This is a genomic window from Paenibacillus sp. J22FR21 (genome assembly GCF_056269135.1).
Genome location: NZ_JBWDNJ010000004.1, coordinates 536,218 through 555,082, shown reverse-complemented (window position 1 = coordinate 555,082; position 18,865 = coordinate 536,218). Strand labels below are relative to the sequence as shown.

Annotated in this window: 17 protein-coding genes; 13 read left to right on the top strand and 4 right to left on the bottom strand. The window is 49.0% G+C overall.

What is annotated here, in order from left to right; translation table 11 throughout:
- The first annotated feature begins 12 nt into the window (after positions 1 to 12).
- Together AC0YNS_RS17900 and AC0YNS_RS17895 are read left to right on the top strand one after the other, a co-directional pair.
- Entirely contained in the window at positions 13 to 897 is an 885-nt protein-coding gene (locus AC0YNS_RS17900) for a carbohydrate ABC transporter permease (protein WP_475782323.1), read from the top strand.
- A gap of 115 nt (positions 898 to 1,012) precedes the next feature.
- Positions 1,013 to 2,647: an extracellular solute-binding protein gene (locus AC0YNS_RS17895; protein ID WP_475782322.1), complete on the top strand. Its 1,635-nt coding sequence runs from the start codon at positions 1,013 to 1,015 to the stop codon at positions 2,645 to 2,647.
- 153 nt (positions 2,648 to 2,800) lie between these two features.
- On the opposite strand, the gene AC0YNS_RS17890 is transcribed toward AC0YNS_RS17895, so the two are convergent.
- Complete coding sequence (locus AC0YNS_RS17890) at positions 2,801 to 3,352, bottom strand: TetR/AcrR family transcriptional regulator (protein ID WP_475782321.1); 552 nt, start codon at positions 3,350 to 3,352, stop codon at positions 2,801 to 2,803.
- A 105-nt stretch (positions 3,353 to 3,457) separates the two neighbouring features.
- On the opposite strand from AC0YNS_RS17890, the gene AC0YNS_RS17885 reads away from it, so the two are divergent.
- Positions 3,458 to 4,447, top strand: coding sequence for an SDR family NAD(P)-dependent oxidoreductase (locus AC0YNS_RS17885; RefSeq protein ID WP_475782320.1), 990 nt, complete (start codon positions 3,458 to 3,460; stop codon positions 4,445 to 4,447).
- A gap of 147 nt (positions 4,448 to 4,594) precedes the next feature.
- On the opposite strand, the gene AC0YNS_RS17880 is transcribed toward AC0YNS_RS17885, so the two are convergent.
- On the bottom strand, positions 4,595 to 5,059 hold the full coding sequence (locus tag AC0YNS_RS17880) for a YhjD family protein (protein WP_475782319.1): 465 nt from the start codon (positions 5,057 to 5,059) through the stop codon (positions 4,595 to 4,597).
- On the bottom strand, positions 5,056 to 6,321 hold the full coding sequence (locus tag AC0YNS_RS17875) for a DNA polymerase IV (RefSeq protein WP_475782318.1): 1,266 nt from the start codon (positions 6,319 to 6,321) through the stop codon (positions 5,056 to 5,058). The genes AC0YNS_RS17880 and AC0YNS_RS17875 overlap by 4 nt, the downstream gene beginning before the upstream one ends.
- A gap of 231 nt (positions 6,322 to 6,552) precedes the next feature.
- On the opposite strand from AC0YNS_RS17875, the gene AC0YNS_RS17870 reads away from it, so the two are divergent.
- The 3 genes from AC0YNS_RS17870 (at position 6,553) to AC0YNS_RS17860 (ending at position 8,318) form a co-directional block, all read left to right on the top strand.
- Positions 6,553 to 7,677: a hypothetical protein gene (locus AC0YNS_RS17870; protein WP_475782317.1), complete on the top strand. Its 1,125-nt coding sequence runs from the start codon at positions 6,553 to 6,555 to the stop codon at positions 7,675 to 7,677.
- Positions 7,661 to 7,840, top strand: coding sequence for a hypothetical protein (locus AC0YNS_RS17865; RefSeq protein ID WP_475782316.1), 180 nt, complete (start codon positions 7,661 to 7,663; stop codon positions 7,838 to 7,840). The genes AC0YNS_RS17870 and AC0YNS_RS17865 overlap by 17 nt, the downstream gene beginning before the upstream one ends.
- A 343-nt stretch (positions 7,841 to 8,183) precedes the next feature.
- Entirely contained in the window at positions 8,184 to 8,318 is a 135-nt protein-coding gene (locus tag AC0YNS_RS17860; protein WP_475782315.1) for a hypothetical protein, read from the top strand.
- A 378-nt stretch (positions 8,319 to 8,696) separates the two neighbouring features.
- On the opposite strand, the gene AC0YNS_RS17855 is transcribed toward AC0YNS_RS17860, so the two are convergent.
- On the bottom strand, positions 8,697 to 9,167 hold the full coding sequence (locus AC0YNS_RS17855) for a GNAT family N-acetyltransferase (protein ID WP_475782314.1): 471 nt from the start codon (positions 9,165 to 9,167) through the stop codon (positions 8,697 to 8,699).
- Positions 9,168 to 9,397: 230 nt separating this feature from the next.
- On the opposite strand from AC0YNS_RS17855, the gene AC0YNS_RS17850 reads away from it, so the two are divergent.
- The 7 genes from AC0YNS_RS17850 (at position 9,398) to AC0YNS_RS17820 (ending at position 18,850) form a co-directional block, all read left to right on the top strand.
- Positions 9,398 to 11,596, top strand: coding sequence for a helix-turn-helix domain-containing protein (locus AC0YNS_RS17850; RefSeq protein ID WP_475782313.1), 2,199 nt, complete (start codon positions 9,398 to 9,400; stop codon positions 11,594 to 11,596).
- Between the two features lie 246 nt (positions 11,597 to 11,842).
- Complete coding sequence (locus AC0YNS_RS17845) at positions 11,843 to 12,817, top strand: ABC transporter permease (RefSeq protein ID WP_475782312.1); 975 nt, start codon at positions 11,843 to 11,845, stop codon at positions 12,815 to 12,817.
- A gap of 13 nt (positions 12,818 to 12,830) precedes the next feature.
- Complete coding sequence (locus tag AC0YNS_RS17840; RefSeq protein ID WP_475782311.1) at positions 12,831 to 13,730, top strand: carbohydrate ABC transporter permease; 900 nt, start codon at positions 12,831 to 12,833, stop codon at positions 13,728 to 13,730.
- A 112-nt stretch (positions 13,731 to 13,842) separates the two neighbouring features.
- On the top strand, positions 13,843 to 15,507 hold the full coding sequence (locus AC0YNS_RS17835; protein ID WP_475782474.1) for an extracellular solute-binding protein: 1,665 nt from the start codon (positions 13,843 to 13,845) through the stop codon (positions 15,505 to 15,507).
- A 520-nt stretch (positions 15,508 to 16,027) separates the two neighbouring features.
- On the top strand, positions 16,028 to 16,507 hold the full coding sequence (locus AC0YNS_RS17830; protein ID WP_475782310.1) for a GAF domain-containing protein: 480 nt from the start codon (positions 16,028 to 16,030) through the stop codon (positions 16,505 to 16,507).
- Positions 16,508 to 16,754: 247 nt separating this feature from the next.
- On the top strand, positions 16,755 to 17,813 hold the full coding sequence (locus tag AC0YNS_RS17825; RefSeq protein WP_475782309.1) for a FecCD family ABC transporter permease: 1,059 nt from the start codon (positions 16,755 to 16,757) through the stop codon (positions 17,811 to 17,813).
- Between the two features lie 2 nt (positions 17,814 to 17,815).
- Positions 17,816 to 18,850: a FecCD family ABC transporter permease gene (locus AC0YNS_RS17820; RefSeq protein WP_475782308.1), complete on the top strand. Its 1,035-nt coding sequence runs from the start codon at positions 17,816 to 17,818 to the stop codon at positions 18,848 to 18,850.
- The last annotated feature ends 15 nt before the right edge of the window (positions 18,851 to 18,865 follow it).

The window sequence follows — 18,865 nt, the reverse complement described above, 5'->3', positions numbered from 1 at the left end:
GAATCAAGACGAATGAAATCCTTGTCCCTGAGCGACAGAATTTTCACTGTCATGAATTACACGCTTATGGCAGTGATAACGCTATGCATCCTTTATCCGCTCTATTTCATCGTCGTGGCTTCGTTCTCCGATCCCAACATCGTTAATCGCGGAGGAATCCTTCTTATACCTGAGCGGTTGTATACGGAAGGGTATGCGAAGATTCTCGACTATAAGCCGCTTTGGACCGGTTACCTGAACTCTATTCTCTACACATCGTGCGGCACCTTCGTTAACCTGGTCTTTACGCTTACGGGTGCTTACGCGCTCTCAAGAAAAGATTTAGTTGGCCGCAAGCCGATTATGATGCTGTTCATCTTTACGATGTTCTTCAGCGGTGGACTTATTCCCAGCTATCTTCTTATTAACAAGCTAGGCATTATGGACACCATGTGGGCGTTGATCCTGCCGGCTTCCGTATCCGTTTGGAATATCATCATCACGCGTACCTTCTTTCAAAGTACGCTTCCGGATGAACTGCTGGAAGCGGCTGTTATGGATGGATGCTCGGACTTCAAATTTTTCTTGTCTATTGTCCTCCCTTTATCGAAGGTTATCGTGGCGGTGATGGCACTATTCTACGGAATTGGACATTGGAACTCGTTCTTCGAACCATTGATCTATATAACGAGCGAAGACAAATTTCCGCTGCAGGTTATTCTACGTAACCTACTGATTACGAACGAAGTCGGAAACGAAATGCTGTCGGACGCGATGTCCATGGCCGAGCGACAACGCATTGCCGAGCAACTGAAGTATGGCGTCATCGTAGCCTCCTGTCTTCCGCTTCTGACCGTGTATCCATTCCTGCAAAAGTATTTTACGCAAGGGGTTATGATCGGTTCGATTAAAGGCTAATGCAAATGGCTTACGGATCCAAATTTGAAAAGGAGGTGATTGTGAGCTCGGTATCGGTTGAATGATCGCATTAGGGGAGTCGACTCAATTCAAATGAAGAGGAGAGACAAGTACAATGAAGAAGATGATTGCTATTCTCTGTACGGCAATAATGCTGCCGGGGATTCTCGCAGGCTGCTCATCGAACAGCAACAATGAGCCTTCGGGGAATAATAAGGCAGCGGAATCCGCAACGACGAAGGGAAATTCCGGTGCTCCGATCCATATCGTCCGGCCTAAAAATCCGCAAAACCTTCCTGTTAATGAAATGATCTGGTATAAAAACTATACAGAAGTATCCGGCATCGATATCGATTGGGAAGAAATTCCGTCGGAGTCTGCTTCGGAGAAAGTGAATCTGATGCTCTCTACAGGAGATCTGCCGGAGGCGTTCCTGCAATCGCTGAATACAAGCATGATCATGAAGAATGTGGATCAAGGCATCTTCCTTCCTATTGAAGATTACATAAAGGATATGCCGAATTTCTCCAAAGTATTGGAGATGCGCCCGGAATACAAAGCGCTGATCACAGCGCCGGATGGCCATATTTACGGACTTCCTTATATTGAAGAGATGTACGGCTTAATCAGTAATCAAGGCATTCTTCATATTTATAAACCTTGGCTGGATCAGCTCGGATTGCCGATCCCGAAGACGATTGACGAGTACCGCGATACGCTTAAGAAATTCGTGGAATCGGATATGAACGGCAACGGTAAGAAGGATGAAATCGGATTGGCGCTGGCTAATAAAGATGTAACCTCGGGCATCGGGCATTGGCGTAACGCAAACGACTTCGGCCAGTTTTTCGGACTATGGGGTCAGGCAGACCGTAACGATAGCCTTGGCGTAGACGAGAACGGCAAAATCTTCAGCACATCGACCACCGATGCGTACAAGACCGGTATCAAATATTTGCACGACATGTACAAGGATGACTTGATTGATCCGGAATATCTGATTACCGACAGTCCGAAGCTTCAAGCTAAATTGAGAAATCCGGATGTTATTGTTGGAAGCGTATTAACCTTCTCAATAAGCGATGTCGTGGATAAGGAACGCTCCAAGGATTATGTAGCTGTACCTTATCTAACAGGACCAGGCGGGGAATTCGGCACCCGAGAGAACCTTGTTGAAATGCATAATCCGGTCGCTTTCGTACTCACGAAGGAAGCCAAAGATCCTGCGAGAATTCTAAAATGGGCTGACGGTTTATACGATCCAAGCTGGTCCGTTCAAACCAACTGGGGCCCGCTGGGCTATCAGTATAAGAAGAATGACGCAGGCGTGATGGTATTTGACGATTTGAAGGATGGACTGAAGACGTACAGTGAAATGCGCAACCGGAATACGATTGGTGGTGGGACACCTGTCGCCGTATTGACGGAGTACTACGATACAGTCGTCGAATATCCGCAGGATGCGAAGCGCCTGTTGGATGACATGAAGGCTGTTGGATTCATTGATAAGCATCTGAAAGATCCTTACATTCCGCACACTATATTCTACGAGCCGGAAGTTGCGGATAAGATGGCACTTCTCTCCGCCCAAGTTTATCAGTTAATGGACAACAATCGGCGCAAGTGGATAACAGATGGCGGCATCGATGAAGCTTGGGATAAATACTTAAAGGATCTTGAAAAAGCAGGCTGGAACGAATTAATCGGTTACGTGCAAGAAGCTTACACGCGTTATCTTGAAAATCAATAAATCCCACAAACCATCCCCCAAAACCAAAAAGAAACCCAACGTTTAAAAAACGTTGGGTTTCTCGACATTCTGAAAAATCCGTGTTTACGCGGTTTTTTTATTTTCTTGATGTTTTTAAAGAAGTGATTTTCCGCTGGAAGGCGGAGAGGTTGCTCACTCGAAGTGAAAGACGATTCGGAGCAAATCTTGAATCATGAGGCGAAGCTCTTCCGAGCTCTTGGCTACCGTTTTATAGCCACGTAATGCACTTATGACTAGGTGCGCCAATCTCATGGAAGTAATTCCTCTAGCAATGCTAACGTTTTTCTCCAGCAAGTCAGCCAGTAGTATTTCTAATTTCCCATAGCTGGCGTCAAGCGCCTGCCGGGCGAACTGGTACGAGCTGTCCGTTATTTCCTTGTGTTCCGGCGAGTGCAGCGAATCGTCGAAGTTACGGATTGCCCATACATCAATGGCATATAAAATGTTTTCTTCCGTCGTTCTAGGGGTAGACAACCCTTCTTTGATCTCCTCGATGAGGAGGTCGCCATGGTAAACAATCGCGGCGTTAAACATTTCCTCCTTGTTCTTGAAGTGTAAATAGAGACCTGCGCGTGAAATGCCCGCTGCCTCTGCAATTTCATTCATGGATACCCGTTTGTAACCGTACTTAAAGAACACCTCTAACGCCGTCGCGACAATATGCTGTTTCTTTTTATCATCCATATTTCCATTTTATACACTTTACATGATTTGTCTACTTGTATAGTATAGACGTATAGACATTTTAAGTTTTTTGTCTAATATCACATTCGAAGGAGCAAATCACATATGACGACTGAACAAAAACCGTTACATTCGGGATTCGGTCCCGAAACGACCGCTATAGAAGTTTTGGCTGGACATGACCTCAGTGGAAAGTTGGCAATCGTGACAGGCGGACATGGAGGCATCGGTCTGGAAACAACGCGTGCGCTTGCAGGCGCAGGCGCCACTGTCATAGTTGGTGCCCGTGATGTGAATAAAGCACAAGAAGTTCTTGCTTCGCTTAAGAATGTCGAGGTCATTAAGCTCGATCTTGCGAATCCCACTTCTATAGACGAGTTCGCCGCGGTATTCCGTAGTTCCAATCGTACGCTCGACCTTCTGATTCTGAACGCTGGTGTTTGTTTCCCTGCAGTGACTCATGACGACCGAGGTTTCGATGCCCATTTTGCAACGAATTCGCTAGGACATTTTCAACTAACTGTAGGTTTATGGGATGCTTTGAAGCAATCCGGGAACGCTAGGGTTGTCTCCTATTCGTCCGTTGGCCATATGACTGGACCGATCGATTTCGAGGATCTTCATTTTACCAAGAGGCCGTACAACAAGTTCGTCTCCTACGGCGAATCGAAGATCGCATGCTCGTTGTTTGCTGTTGAGCTGGATAAACGAGGCCGAGAGCACGGAATACGTGCATTTGCGGTTCATCCCGGTGCAATCCTGTCGGGTTTAACCCGAAACATGAGCAATGAGGAGTTGGCTGCTTGGGGTGTGACTCGGAACGAAGACGGCACTTATACATCCTCCGGAGGCTTCAAATCCGCCGAGCAAGGCGCCGCCACAGCAGTTTGGTGCGCAGTCAGTCCAATGCTGAATGACATGGGAGGCGTCTATTGCGAAGATGGAGATATCGCTGAGGTTGTACCGGCAGACAGCCAACTCCAACGCGGAGTCCGGCCTTGGGCTATTGATCCGGTGTCGGCTGAGAAGCTTTGGACAATCGGCGAAGAACTGCTGCACATTCCACACGGGACGATTCCTAGGAGTCGTGTTTGATTATTGTAGGAATAAAACTAATTATTTATAACTCCGGTAATATTGCTAACTTCTGGAAAAGCCGCAGATGATCGAAGACGAGAAATGGCGCCACAGTTATGAGACCTGTGACGCCATTTCTTTACTTTTAGGTAGGACGTTTATCTTCTATTTCCTAAACAATTGTTCAATATACCTGCCTAATCTGGCGTTGATTTCTGAAAGCACAACAAATCTCATCAACGAAAATTTATGTTCATAGCCACGACAAATAAATCTATAATGCATGGCATCATCGATACGATCTTCTTCAATGACTTTAATTTGCTGCTCCCGTAATTCTCTTCTCACTTTAACCAAATCCGCATGGATCACATCCAGTAATGCGTTTGCTGAAGCCATATATAAACCTTTGAGGGAATGTTTCGATCGCTCGATTTCTTGACGATTCTTCTCAATGACACTCATTAAGATGGGCAGCAGGACAGACTCCCGTACAAGCTTCAAGGTTTCTTGAGACAACTGCTGCGCAGGTGTTTTGTTGGCATCTATTTGCTCATTGTACTGCTCTCGGTGTTCCGGTGATACGAACTTCGTTTCCCAGCGTCCATTGCCAGACAGAAACTTGCTCATTTGTAGTGCCCTCCAATCTTCTGAGCTCGCTCGCGCGCCTGACCTGATTCAAGTAAAGAAGAGGCGCTTAATAGTGCAGCCTCGCCGTAGCGATCTTTAATCATGTCCTTTGCTGCAGCCAGGTTACGTTTGCGCGGCAGGTCTTCAAATAAATCGAGCTGGTAGACGCTGTTGTCGCTTAACTGTGACAGATCAACGGCGAGATGTGTCAGTGGGTTGCCATCCCAGTATTTCAGGAACAAGGAATGTGCAGTCTTAATAATCTGATGCTCTAAGCAGCTGGGGTCGTCGAGTGTAGTTTGCCGGCTGAAACCGCTGGATGAAACGCCGTTCGTCGTCCCGGCACTTACCGTAATGGTACGTCCCTGATACTTATAGTGCCGGCTCGTTCGGCATACCTCGATGACAAGCTCCAGCAGCAGCGGCTCGATGTCTTCTAACGATTGATACCTCCTCCAAGGCAGCGCTCGACCTCGGGTGACTGACTTTGGCGTTCCGAAGGCTTTGGTAACTACGGGACTAGGATCTATGCCTCTTGCCGTCTGCCAGTAGTAGGTTGCTTTAATGTCACTTTGTTTCCCCATCCGGATGCGCATGCGCTGCTTTACTTCGTGCAATTCAAGCTTTGCGAGATCGCCGATTGTGTAGATTCCCATTCGAGCAAAGTGAGTCGTCATTTTGCCGGCAACCATGAACATCTTGTCTATCGTAAGCGGCCATAAATCAGAGCTGATATTGTCATTCGATAATGTGAAAATACCGTCAGGATTCTTCTTGGCAAAATTATCCGTAGCCATCTTCGCGAGTATCTTGGTCGGACCAATGCCTACACGAGTCCATACGCCGGTAGAGAGGAGGACGCTGGACTGCATTTGATGCGCGATCTCAATGGGAGAGCCAAACAAATTCATGGAACCCGTAATATCTATAAATTGCTCGTCAATACTGAAGGGTTCGACCAAGTCCGTGAATTCTTTATAAATCTGCGATATCAAGAGCGAAACCGTGATATACATCTGCATTCGAGGACGTATGACAACGATTTGTGGACATTTATTAACCGCCTCACCTAAACGCATAGCGGTAGAAACACCTTGCGCCTTCGCGATCGGACAGGCAGCGAGGACGATACCGCTGCGCCGATCAGGGTCTGCCGCCACAACTACGGGCTTATCTGCATATTGCGTATGTGTGGCCTTCTCTACGCTGGCATAGAAGCTCTGGCAGTCCGCGAGCATGATTACCCGATCTTTACCCCGCATGTCGGATCACCGGGTCTACAGCTTCGTATATAATCACGACCGTCTTGCCGACATACTTACGGAGTGTTGTAGTTGGCATTATTGTCACCTCGATTACGAACGTTTGTTCTTATAATATATACGAATATGCGTTCGTTATGCAATGGGTGAATGTGAATGGAGAATTTTACAAATCGATGTATGCTTGTTCCGAATGATTGTTGTATCATGAATTGAGGTGATTAATCAGGAATGGTCATCAAATCGATTCAGACCAATTATCATAGCTACCTAAGCGAGATAAAGGGCGATATGGACCCGATCATCAAAACAATGAGAAACCAAAATGGAGAGAGATGGCGCGGCAAGGCTTGGAAGGGGCCGGTGAAAACGGTTAGCGGTTATTTCAAGCAGGCTAAACTGATTAAAGGGATCTCCTGGACCACGCTGCCCATAATCGGACCTATCGCGGCCGGAGTTTCAGCAGGGAACTACGCGCAGCTTCCGCTCTGGATCGGTATATTGTCCGCAATAGTGCTCATTCTCGTCATCTACTATTTTCTCGTCCAAGCCTACATCAATAAGATGGCTGCAATCGGACAGCCTGAGTTTCATGTAGAAGCTTTCAAAGCCAAACGTCCGCGCGAGTACGAACAGGTATGGGCACCTTTTGTGAAGAAGGATGACTTTACCTTTGATGGTTTATATACGCTTGTAAATGCCGTATTCAGCCAGAATGATCAAGATTCCTCCGGCGTCGCTTACGTGGTCGCCTACTCGCAAAGCCAGCATGACTTCATGCAGTCCAGCATTGCTGAGCTGAAGTCCACGATAACCGAGCAGGAAGCGGCAATCGCTATGCTGAAGGATGAATTGGTAGAGTCGGATAGTGCGGTTTACACGTTAACGAAGGTTGTTAAGGCCATAACGGAGAATCAATATCGATACGTGAATGATGCGCTCGCCTTTACCGATCTGGATTTCGTATCGGGCTTTTCTTTATATCGCCGGGAAGGGAATACCCTTAAACTCATTATGGACAAGGGGACCACTGGGAAGAAAAGAGACCTTGATCTGGATAACGATCATGATTTTGCAGCTGTAGCCGCCGCTAAAGACCAGATGGGACAAGCCTACTCGAATAATCCGTATCCGGGAAGACATGTTGTTTCGTTTCGCATGGACATGCTGGAAGAGGAAACGTGGGTATGGTGTTTTCATTTTGATGACGATGATGAGCATGCCTTGTCTCTGATTTTGGATAATGATATCATAGAGTCAAGACAGATTCGTAGAGTTATCCATGCGTTCTGTCTCACGATCCAGAAACGAATGCTTTCTCAGAAGGAGGTTGACTTGGATGCCGGAGCACAATAATCGGGCTGATTATGCCAGTACGATTCGAGTAGTAGAGGATGTTTCTCAACAATCGATTATTCAGAAGCGCCGAGAACAGCGTGAACAGCTGCTGAAACGGATCGGTCAGCTGACTTCCACGACAGAGCAAACCATTGAACGACTTTATCAATTAACCCGATAATCGTAAGGCCTTTTGGTAGAGACCAAGAGGCCTTTTCTGTTTAATAGAGCGATTCCTTGGCAACACTGACTACTATTCTCTCAAGAAGGGTGAATAGTATGAGCAAGAAGAAGATTGTGCCATTTTGTCCGAAGCCCTCTCCTGTCAAAGACCGAACCCAAGAAGAGATTCTAGACAATCGCCGAGCTAAGAGAGAGGCCGAACTCGAGAAATTAAGACGGAAAACGAAGTAAGACGTTTCTAATAAAACCATCATTTCGGTGATCGTACAAATGCCCGATGATCCAACAATGGATCATCGGGCATTTGTTGTTTCATTGGACGAGGGATGGAGCCGCGGAGCTTGCAGAGAGATCAAGCTAATATCTTCAACCAAGCAACGGCCGTCTTTACACCTGAGATCCCGGGCTTGGTGCTCGCGCCGAGAAGCGTACCGTCTAACCGGATCGAGACCGGTATTACCGATGAGGAGGAGTAGGAAGCGCGCCTGTTCTGCTTGAACGCATTTAAAATGGCCAGCGCCCCAAGGACGCTGGCTTTTTGCTTTATCGCTTCCAACTCTAACGGTTGTGACAGTGGCTATTTGGCCTAAATGTACCCTTTTTATTTTCTAACGGTTGCCAGCGAGCTTATTTGATCGTTTTCCACTAGGAATCGACCAATGTGCTGCAAATAACGCCTGTCGCAACCGTTAGAATTTCAAAATGGCATATTTTCATGAAATAGCCACGCTGACAACCGTTACACGTGGATCCATGTTGTACAGACAAAAAAGTGGCTGCCCGAGATTATCTCGGGCAGCCTAAAGGCCAGCGCCCAAGGGCCATCGCCTAAGGGCGCGCTGGCTTTCAGTTTCTCACAGCCGCTTGATATACCAAGCGTCGCACGCAAAGTGCTCCGATCCGGCAAGGGGGGCATCAAGCTGCGCGAAGCCATGCTTCGCGTAGAAACGATTGGCTGCGTGCATATTCGATAACGTTTCCAGATAGCACTGCTTGTAATGCTTACGGGCAAACGATAGAGCGGTATCCAGTAATGAAGCCGCAGCGCCTGTACCTCTCGCGTGAGGCAGCATATACATCTTTTGCAGCTCGCAAACGTCGTCAGAATCGGCAAAAGGAGCGATGCCGCAGCCGCCGACCACTTCGCCATCCTGTACCACGACCCAATATCCCCGTCCCTCAGGCCGATAATAATCGGCAAGCCGGCTTAAGCTCTCATCCTCCCACGCCAATCCTTCACGATTGCCTCCGAATTCAATCAGACATGCCCGAATGATTTGTTCTATGGCTGCATTATCTTGCGACTCTATTTCCCTAATGAGCAATGAAATAACCTCCATTCCTATTTGTATTATAGCGTAAATGAGGATGACTAACCGATTCGCGATGCACGCGCACGCCATCAATAATTTGGAAATGAAGTCAGTTTCCTATCATCCGCAACATAGACGATGAATACACCTATCGGTATAATGAGAAGTAATGCATGAATGCGGTTACATCGAGGGTTTCCTACAAATATGCGCAAACTTCCTTATAAAGGAATGATGGTACATTGACCCGTACATGGCTGCGAAAGATGATATGGTCTTACCTCCCGATATTCTTCATCATGTTCTCCTTTCTCTTCTTCGTATTCTTCCAAACGCTCGTCGAGCAGAGCAATCGCAATACCAAAGAATCCAGTAAAGTGTTCGCAGGTCAGCTGCTCCAAACCGTCGATGTCAGCTTAAAGACGCTGGACACGATGATGATCCGCGAGCTGGTATCGAGCAAGCTGCTGAACGATTTCTTCCTGGAGAAGGGCAGCGACAACGTCTTTCTAAACTATCAGGTTGTGAATCGGATGCTGCAATTACAGCACGAAATGTCGATCATCGACTCCTATTATTTGGTCCGATATAAGGATGGCATCGTCTTCAGCGGGATGACAAGCAAGTTGAACGAATTTGAAGACAACGGCTTTATTCGCAGCCAGCGCTACAGCAAGGAGAGTAATTCCTCATCCTGGAGCTCAATTCGGCCTTATCGAGAGCTGGTCGCCCAGAAGCCCAAGAATGTCATCAGTCTCGTACACAAGGTCTCCGTCGGCAACGGCGCGGACGGACTAGTAGTCGTGAATGTCAGCGCGGCATCTCTGCGGAACATCATTAAAGAAATGTACGATCCGGAGCAAGCATTCGTCCAGTTGTACGATCACGATGGAGCGCCGCTGATTAAGAAGGATGAGGGGCCCGAAACCGGGAAGGTACTGGCGAGTCTGACATCGCCGTATTCCGGCTGGACGGTAGAGAGCGGCATCGTGAACGGGAAGATCGTGTCCGTCATGTCGAACCTCTCGAGCATCTGGCTCGTGCTCGGATTGATTATTTTCCTGGCTGGCGGCGTCTCGATAGTGTATATCACGCGCAAAAGCTACAAGCCAATCGAAGAGCTCGTCTTCCGTATTCAAGATCAATTCGGCTCAGGGAAGCCAACGCTGGGGAGGCTCGCGGTGGATGAGTTTACATTCATCGAGACGGCGATTAACAACTTTGCCGAGCAGACCAAACTGTTTCGCAAAGAAGCCGAGGCAGCGGCTGCTCGAAAGCAGAAAGCCACCTTCAGGGAGCTGCTGCAATTTGAGCGGGGCGAGCAGGCGGAAGCCAGTGACCTGTCCGCGCTGCCGCAGCATGAGAAGCAGCGGGTGTTCGTGATTGAAATTGATCATCCGGAGCAAGTGTTTAATCAGTATAAAAGCCGCGATCAATCCCTGTTCAAATTCGTCATTAGCAGTGCGGCCCATGAATTATACACGCAGCACGATATTCCGATTTGGTTGGAGTGGACAACTCCGCTGCAAATGACGGGCATTCTGTTCATTTCAGACTCTTCAAATGAAAAGGCAGAATCGATCTGTGAGCACATAACCGCGTGGATCCATCAGCATCTGGCCTTTTCGGTGACCATCGGACTTGGGGAGGCGAACGCTGAAGGAGCGGGAGCTTCCAATAAACAAGCACTGGAGGCGCTGACCTTCAAGGCTGCGCTTGGTCACAACCGGGTTATCTACTACAGCGAAACGCAGCAGGGATCGACGGCGAAAGCAACCAACAAGCATCTGCAGGCAATTCATCGGCTTATCCAGCAATTTCGCCTTCACGAGGAGGGCTGGAGGGGAAGTTTCGACGCCCTGTTCAGCGGGATGAGAAGCTGCTGTCTGCCGAAGAGTGAGATCGACGAGCTTTGCCGCTATTTTGTCGCACATATGGATCTTCAGCTTTCTCAAGCTTCGAAGGATTATTATGAGGTATGGATGTCCGAAGCAGCGGTTTCCTTACGCCAAATCATCGACGAGTTCGATACGCTTGACGAGCTGCAAAGCCTGTTCAGCGTGACGCTGCAATCCTTCGCGGGCAAGATGGGGCATATGTACAGCGGTCGCCTGCATCATCAGCTTCTGCAGAACATTCGAGATTACATCGGACAACACTATGCCAATCCGGATTTATCGCTCGAATATCTCGGCGATAAATTCGGCATCAGCGCCAAATATATCAGTCAGCTCTTTAAAGAAGAGTTCGGCGAGAACTTCCTCGATTACCTGTCCCAGCTGCGCATTGCCGAAGCGAAGAAACGGCTGCTCGAGGAGCGGGATTCCATCCAGGAAGTCGGCGAGCACGTCGGTTACTTGAATGCGGCAACGTTCAGGCGCGTCTTTCGTAAAGTGGAAGGCATATCGCCAGTCGATTTCCGTAAGCGCCATGCAATGTAAATGATAGAGGCTGTCCATGAGCAGAAGCACTGCTCGTGGGCGGCCTCTATTGTTGTTCTTAGGCTCCAATCGGAAAGTTGAGCGCTTACGGAAAGTTGAGCGATCGAGGGGGAATATCCAGTAACGGCGCGGCTTTGGAAAAATGCACATCCGGTGGATTAGTGGTTGTTGCGGGCTTTGCATGGCATCCATTATCGTAAAAAGCAATCAAGGCCAACACTTCAATAGGGGATGTGATGAGACAATATGCCTGCATCGACAGGAGTCATCGAAAGGGAGAAATCGGAAGTTCGCGTCAACGGCACCGCGCTCCTGCTGAGGGATCGGGGTAAACGGGTGAAGCGGCATTGGCAGCTCTATCTGCTTGTTCTGCTGCCGCTCGGGTATTTGTTTATTTTCAAATATATCCCCATGTACGGGGCTCAAATCGCCTTTCGGGATTTCAGTCCGGTACGCGGCTTCCTTGGAAGCGAATGGGTCGGTTTAACGAATTTCACCACCTTCTTCAAGTCGCCGAACTTCTGGATGCTGATCAAGAACACGCTCGTGATCAGTATTTACTCGCTGCTCATCGGGTTTCCCGCACCGATTATATTGGCCCTTGCACTGAATGAGGTACGAAGCATGCGCTTCAAACGAATCGTCCAAATGGTGACGTTCGCGCCTTATTTCATCTCGACGATCGTCATGGTTTCCATGATCATTCTGTTCCTGTCGCCCAGACTCGGCTTTATCGATCATATTCTGCGTTTGTTTGGCATGGAAGCCGTAAACTACATGGGTATTCCAAGCTATTTCAGCAGCATCTTCGTATGGTCGAACGTGTGGCAGGGCATCGGGTACGGAGCGGTTATTTATCTGGCAGCGTTGGCCGGCATTAATACCGATTTGTATGAAGCTGCCCGAGTGGACGGGGCTTCGCGTATCCAGAAAGTATGGCATATCGATATCCCCGGCATCATGCCTGCTGCGATTATTTTGCTCATCTTGAATGTCGGGCAAATCATGAACGTGGGTTTTGAAAAAATCTATCTCATGCAAAATCCGCTCAATACGAGCACCTCCGAGGTGATCTCGACTTACGTTTATAAAATCGGTCTGCTCGGCGCGAACTTCAGCTTCTCAGCCGCCGTCGATTTATTCAATTCGGTCATCAATCTCATTCTGCTGTTAAGCGTCAACTATTTCGCAAGACGCCTATCAGACAGCAGCTTATGGTAGGGGGTGTTCACAGGTGGCGCGTACTAACGCAATTCGAGAATCGTTCGGAGACAAGCTGTTTCTGACGGTGGTTTATGCCTTCTTGACGATCATCCTGCTGGCCGTGCTTTATCCGCTCCTGTATATCGTAAGCTCGTCCTTCAGCTCGCCTCAGGCCGTAATCAGCGGGAGAGTATGGTTGTTTCCGGTGGACTTCAGCCTAGCCGGATACAAGGCGATCTTCTCCAACCCGATGATTATGACGGGGTATGGCAACTCGCTCTTCTACACGGGATTCGGGGTCTTAATCAACGTAACCTTGACCGTCATGCTGGCCTATCCACTCTCCAAATCAACATTCTACGGCAGGCATGCCATCATGGTGATCTTAGTCATTACGATGATGTTCAGCGGCGGTCTGATTCCGTATTACTTGACGGTGAAGAATATCGGCATCCTGGACACAAGATGGGCCATGCTCCTACCTGGCGCGATGGCGGTCTGGCAGGTTATCATTGCCCGAACCTTCTTCCAGTCCAGTATCCCCAAGGAGCTTGGCGAAGCCGCAGAGCTCGATGGGTGCTCGGACTTAGGCTTCTTATTGCGGGTCGTATTGCCGCTCTCCAAGCCGATCTTGGCTGTACTGGTGCTCATGTATGCGGTGGGACATTGGAATGCCTACTTTGAAGCGCTTATTTTCCTGAAATCGCAGAAGCTGTTTCCGCTTCAAATCGTGCTGCGTAATATTCTAATCCTCAATTCGATCGACTCGAGCATGATGGTAGACGCGAACAAAATGTCCGCGATGCAGGGGCTGCGAGATTTGTTGAAATTCTCGCTTATCGTCGTCGCTACGGTACCGGTGCTCGCGATTTATCCGTTTGTTCAGAAGTATTTTGTACAAGGCATTCTGATCGGCTCTCTGAAAGGATAATCGGGCTTATTCCGTCCTGGAGGTGATACCGGAAGTTAGCTGCAGCGGGGCATGTGCGGGAAGAGAGAAGCATGATAATATTGAAATTATCGAGGAGGCGTCTGTCTTGAAGATGAAGAGAAGCTCGAAAATGCTAGCTTTACTAGTCATGATCGCGTTAATCATCACGGCCTGCAGCAGCAATAACGGCAATAACGCTAATAACGCTAACAGCAGCGGGGGAACAGACAACGGATCAGGCGATACAGTAGATACCGGTAAAACGGTCACGCTGAATACGTTCATCAGCGTTTCGCCTAAGATTGAGGACATTACTACGAATGCAGTAACGACGTATATGGAGAAGAAGCTCAATATCAAGTTCAAGTTCGATGCAACGCCAAGTGCTAACGCGAAGGACAAGAAGAAGCTGATTCTGGCGAGCGGCGATTATCCGGCCGTGTTCCTCTCCGGTGACTTCACGCAAGCAGAGCAAATCGACTATGGTAAGCAGGGCATTCTCGTACCACTGAATGACCTGATTGACAAATATGGCGATGAAATCAAGCGCGCGTTCACAGAGGACAAGGATCTGAAGGACGCGATTACGGCTCCGGACGGCAACATCTATTCGCTGCCGCACATTAACGACTGTTTCCACTGCTGGTATTCGCAGAAGCTGTGGATTAACAAGACGTGGCTGGATAAGCTGGGCCTGAAGATGCCGACAACAACCGACGAATATTTCGAGGTGCTGAAGGCGTTCAAAACGCAGGACCCGAACGGTAACGGCAAAGCGGACGAAGTTCCGCTGTCCGGTGCATTCAATACTTGGCATGCCATTCCGTCCAACTTCTTGATGAATGGCTTTATTTATGATAATGATGAGGATTTCTTCTACTTGAAGGACGGTAAAGTGCAGCTGGCAGCCAATCAGCCGGAGTGGCGCGAAGGCTTGGCCTACATTAACAAGCTCTTCGGTGAAGGGTTGATCGACAAAGAATCGTTCACACAGAATATCGACCAAATGGCGCAAGTGGGCAATAAAGAAGGCGACAATGTTATCGGCAGCGTGACCGCGGGCCACATCGGCATGGCCTTCAGTTTGGCCGAAGGGCAGAACCGTCATAAGGAATATGTAACGGTACCGCCGCTTACAGGTCCGGGCGGAGTTGCTTATGCCGGCTACTATAAGGCCTACGGTAACGGTCAGTTCGCCATTACGAATAAGGCTACGGAGGAAGAGGCCATCGCAGCGATCAAAATGGCGGATTACATGTATTCCGAAGAGCATGCGATTATGAACGAGTACGGACTTGAAGGCAACTTCTGGGAGAAAGCACCGGATGGCGAGAAGGATGTGCACGGCAATCCGGCCAAGTACAGCTTGAAGCCGAAATATTGGGATATTACGACGACATCCAACGATACATGGGATCAGATGGGCATCACGAGACGGACGCGTGAAATCCGTGAATCCTGGACAGCACCGGCTGATATGTTCTCCCAGCAGGGTTATGAATTCCGTCTCTTCACCGAAACGGCGAATAATTACGAGAACAAGCAGCCGGAAGAGACGTTCCCGCTCACCATCTTCATGGATGAGAACGACGCGAAAGAAACGATTATGCTGCGCACGCAGATCAACGAGTACATTCGCTCCAATATGGCGCAGTTTGTGACAGGCTCGAAGCAGCTGACGGATTCGGAGTGGGATAGCTACGTGAAGGGCTTTGAGGGCTTGAATCTGGCTCACTATCTGGATATCTATCAAAAAGCGTACGATAGCAAGAAGTAATAGGCAGAAGCGTATAAGGCTGTGCGGCTGGGAGTGCGTTCACTCCTGGCAGCATGGCCTTCTTTTTGGGGTTGTGGAAATTTATAACAATCGTTATGCTGTATCAAGCACCAGTTAAATCCATACCTGATGATGGATGTATAAGGAGATGAAAGCAGTGACGAACAAAATTTTGCCAGTCGCCATAATGGGGGTATTACTCTGGATAGGCGGAGCAATTCTGGGAGGACTCTATTATTTTAATAAAATCGCAGATCTGGATAACTTCTATGCTGACCCAAGTCCTGTACCGCTTTTCTTGTATACATTAATCTCGGGAATTGGTTTAATAGTGGCCATATTCTCCGTTATCGTATATGTCACCTCATTGCGGAAAAGATAGATTGTATAAATCCAGACCAGTTTGACCTGTCAATAATTATGACTTAATGTATAAACACGGCGATGGTATACTGAGTGCAGTATAGCCGAATAGCCCGCACTGTTGCTGAACAGTCCGCAGCGATAAAGGAGTAAAGTGATGTTTCATACCGAAGAATACAAAGGCTCACGAGCAGATAATTATGACATGTTAATCCGCCAATTGCACGCGTTGCTTGACGGAGAAAGTGATAGCATCGCTAACTTATCCAACGCTTCGTCGTTGCTCAATCAGTTTTTGGATACCATCAACTGGGTAGGATTTTATCTATACAAGGGCGATGAGCTGGTGTTAGGTCCATTCCAAGGCCTGCCTGCTTGTGTGCGAATCCCGTTATCTCGCGGGGTGTGCGGCAAGGCAGCCAGCGACAAGGCGACGGTTCGTGTAGCCAATGTTCATGAGTTTCCCGGGCATATCGCCTGTGATGCGGCGTCCCAATCGGAGATTGTCATTCCCATCATCAAGAACGGCGAGCTGTTAGGTGTACTTGATATCGATAGTCCGATTCTGGAGCGTTTCGACGAGATCGATCAGCAATACTTAGAGAAGTTTGTAGATGCGTTAGTGTCCCATTTGTAAATGGTCCGAATGAAGTCCGCGTGAATGAACGCGGGCTTTTTTGTGCTTCACCGTTGGATATTCAGATAAGCGGGGGTGATCGGACACTTGGCTGTGGGCGAGCTGTGGTTTTGCTGCGTTATTCAGAGCGACTGGAAAATCTTAGCGTTGACGTTGAGAATAATTATCAATAAAATCAAAACAGGGAAGTACGCTGCGGGCGAGAAGTAGCTGACAATAATGGTCCAATAGACTGGAGTAGTTTACATTGTTATCATTCACGAAAACGCAAAACCCGGTGCAGCAACCGGACAATCGAGTACGCGTTCATGCGAGGCCATGGACCGCGACTTTCATTATGATCGGCGGGCTAATCGGGCTTGCGCTGTCGATTGCTTTATCCGTTTCCTTCGGAGCAGCCGATATTAAGTTTGCTGAAGTGTGGGGAGCTATTTTTCATTATCAATCGGATCTTGTTTCGCACCAGATCATTCAAGAGCTTCGATTGCCGCGGGTACTGGGGGCCGCGCTTGTCGGCGCCAGCTTCGCTATTTCGGGGGCGATTATGCAAGGGATGACCCGCAATCCGCTCGCTGATTCAGGCCTTCTCGGCCTCAACTCCGGGTCGGGATTCGCGCTGGCGGTATGCTTTGCTTTCTTCCCGGGGTTGCCCTATACCTACTTGATGTTGTATTCGTTCGCCGGCGCCGGACTCGGTGCGTTGATCGTATTTGGGCTTGGAGCAGCATCAAGGGGAGGACTGACGCCGGTTCGACTGGTGCTCGTCGGCGCTACGTTGTCAGCGATGCTGACGGCACTCAGCGAAGGCATCGCCATTCAATACCGGATCGGACAAGACCTGGCTTTCTTCTATGCTGGCGGGGTGGCCGGTGTGAGATGGTCGCAGCTCGAAATTATGTCTCCCTGGTTCGCGGTTGCCGTGGCTGCGGCGATCATGCTGTCCCCGGCAATTACGATGCTAAGCCTCGGGGATGACGTTGCCAAAGGACTGGGCCTTAGAACGGGGCTGATCAAATTTCTGGCGATGCTCGTCGTGCTCGTGCTTGCCGGTGCAGCCGTATCTGTCGCCGGTGCGGTCGCGTTCATCGGACTGTTAGTGCCGCATGTGACTCGCAAGCTGGTCGGCGTCGATTACCGCTGGATTATCCCTTGCTCGGCTATTCTGGGGGCATTCCTCGTTGTCCTGGCCGATCTAGCGGCCAGAACGGTTAATGCGCCGGAAGAGACACCGATCGGCGCGCTGATTGCCATTATTGGCGTACCTTTCTTTCTTTATTTGGCACGTAAAGAAAGGAGGGAGCTGTAAGTATGAGAGAAATCGTGTTATCTTCCGCTGAGAAACGCATGCATAAGCGTAATCTTATCGTAATAGGTTCATTCGGCCTTGGGATCATCTTCGTGTTTATTCTAAGCATGAACACTGGCTTTATCCGGCTTACCCCGATGGAATTGATTCACACCATCCTAGGGAATGGGACGGCACAGCAAGAATTGATATTATTTGATTTTCGATTGCCTCGTATAGTCCTATCGATTCTCGTGGGTACGGGTTTGGCGGTATCCGGATCCATCATGCAAGCCATATCGCGCAACGGGCTGGCAGACCCCGGTATACTCGGCGTGAATTCGGGAGCAGGACTAGCGGTTCTCTTGTTTGTCGTGTACTTCCCGGTAGCCGCCAATGCTCCTGTATTTCTATTGCCGGTGCTGGCTTGGATCGGGTCGGCATTAACCGCCGCAATTGTCTTCGCTCTAGCCTACCGCCGCAACACAGGGATATCGTCGACACGGCTGCTTCTATCGGGCATCGCGGTGACGGCGGGCATATCCGCAGTGACGATTGTGCTGTCGCTGCGAATTTCCAAAGAAAAGTTTATGTTTATCCAAACATGGCTTGCGGGAAGCATCTGGGGGAAAGACTGGCAGTTCGTGCTCGCCTTGCTGCCATTCATCGCGATCCTCTTGCCGTACGTATTCTACAAAGCGAGAACGTTAAACATACTCAACTTGGGTGATTCCATGGCGACCGGTCTAGGGGCGTTCGTCTCCCGGGAGCAGATCCTCTTGCTGGCAGCGGCTGTCGGACTCGCAGGCTCATGTGTCGCGGTAAGCGGAAGCATCGGTTTCGTTGGATTAATTGCTCCACATCTTGCTCGAAGGCTGGTCGGTTCAAGGCATCAAGCCATGCTGCCGGTGACCGCACTTGTAGGCGGGCTGCTCATTATTACGGCAGATACGATCGCCAGGTGGGCGTTCATGCCGTCAGAAATTCCGACGGGCATCGTCGTCGCTGTAATTGGTTCTCCGTATTTTCTTTTCTTACTGGTACGATCGAAAGCGTAGTGAGCTCAGGGCAGC

Excerpts from the sequence above, each read along its gene's own strand:
- AC0YNS_RS17900 (WP_475782323.1), top strand. The coding sequence starts at position 13 with ATGAAATCCTTGTCCCTGAGCGACAGAATTTTCACTGTCATGAATTAC.
- AC0YNS_RS17895 (WP_475782322.1), top strand. The coding sequence starts at position 1,013 with ATGAAGAAGATGATTGCTATTCTCTGTACGGCAATAATGCTGCCGGGG.
- AC0YNS_RS17890 (WP_475782321.1), bottom strand. The coding sequence starts at position 3,352 with ATGGATGATAAAAAGAAACAGCATATTGTCGCGACGGCGTTAGAGGTG.
- AC0YNS_RS17885 (WP_475782320.1), top strand. The coding sequence starts at position 3,458 with ATGACGACTGAACAAAAACCGTTACATTCGGGATTCGGTCCCGAAACG.
- AC0YNS_RS17880 (WP_475782319.1), bottom strand. The coding sequence starts at position 5,059 with ATGAGCAAGTTTCTGTCTGGCAATGGACGCTGGGAAACGAAGTTCGTA.
- AC0YNS_RS17875 (WP_475782318.1), bottom strand. The coding sequence starts at position 6,321 with ATGCGGGGTAAAGATCGGGTAATCATGCTCGCGGACTGCCAGAGCTTC.
- AC0YNS_RS17870 (WP_475782317.1), top strand. The coding sequence starts at position 6,553 with ATGGTCATCAAATCGATTCAGACCAATTATCATAGCTACCTAAGCGAG.
- AC0YNS_RS17865 (WP_475782316.1), top strand. The coding sequence starts at position 7,661 with ATGCCGGAGCACAATAATCGGGCTGATTATGCCAGTACGATTCGAGTA.
- AC0YNS_RS17845 (WP_475782312.1), top strand. The coding sequence starts at position 11,843 with ATGCCTGCATCGACAGGAGTCATCGAAAGGGAGAAATCGGAAGTTCGC.
- AC0YNS_RS17835 (WP_475782474.1), top strand. The coding sequence starts at position 13,843 with ATGAAGAGAAGCTCGAAAATGCTAGCTTTACTAGTCATGATCGCGTTA.
- AC0YNS_RS17830 (WP_475782310.1), top strand. The coding sequence starts at position 16,028 with ATGTTTCATACCGAAGAATACAAAGGCTCACGAGCAGATAATTATGAC.
- AC0YNS_RS17820 (WP_475782308.1), top strand. The coding sequence starts at position 17,816 with ATGAGAGAAATCGTGTTATCTTCCGCTGAGAAACGCATGCATAAGCGT.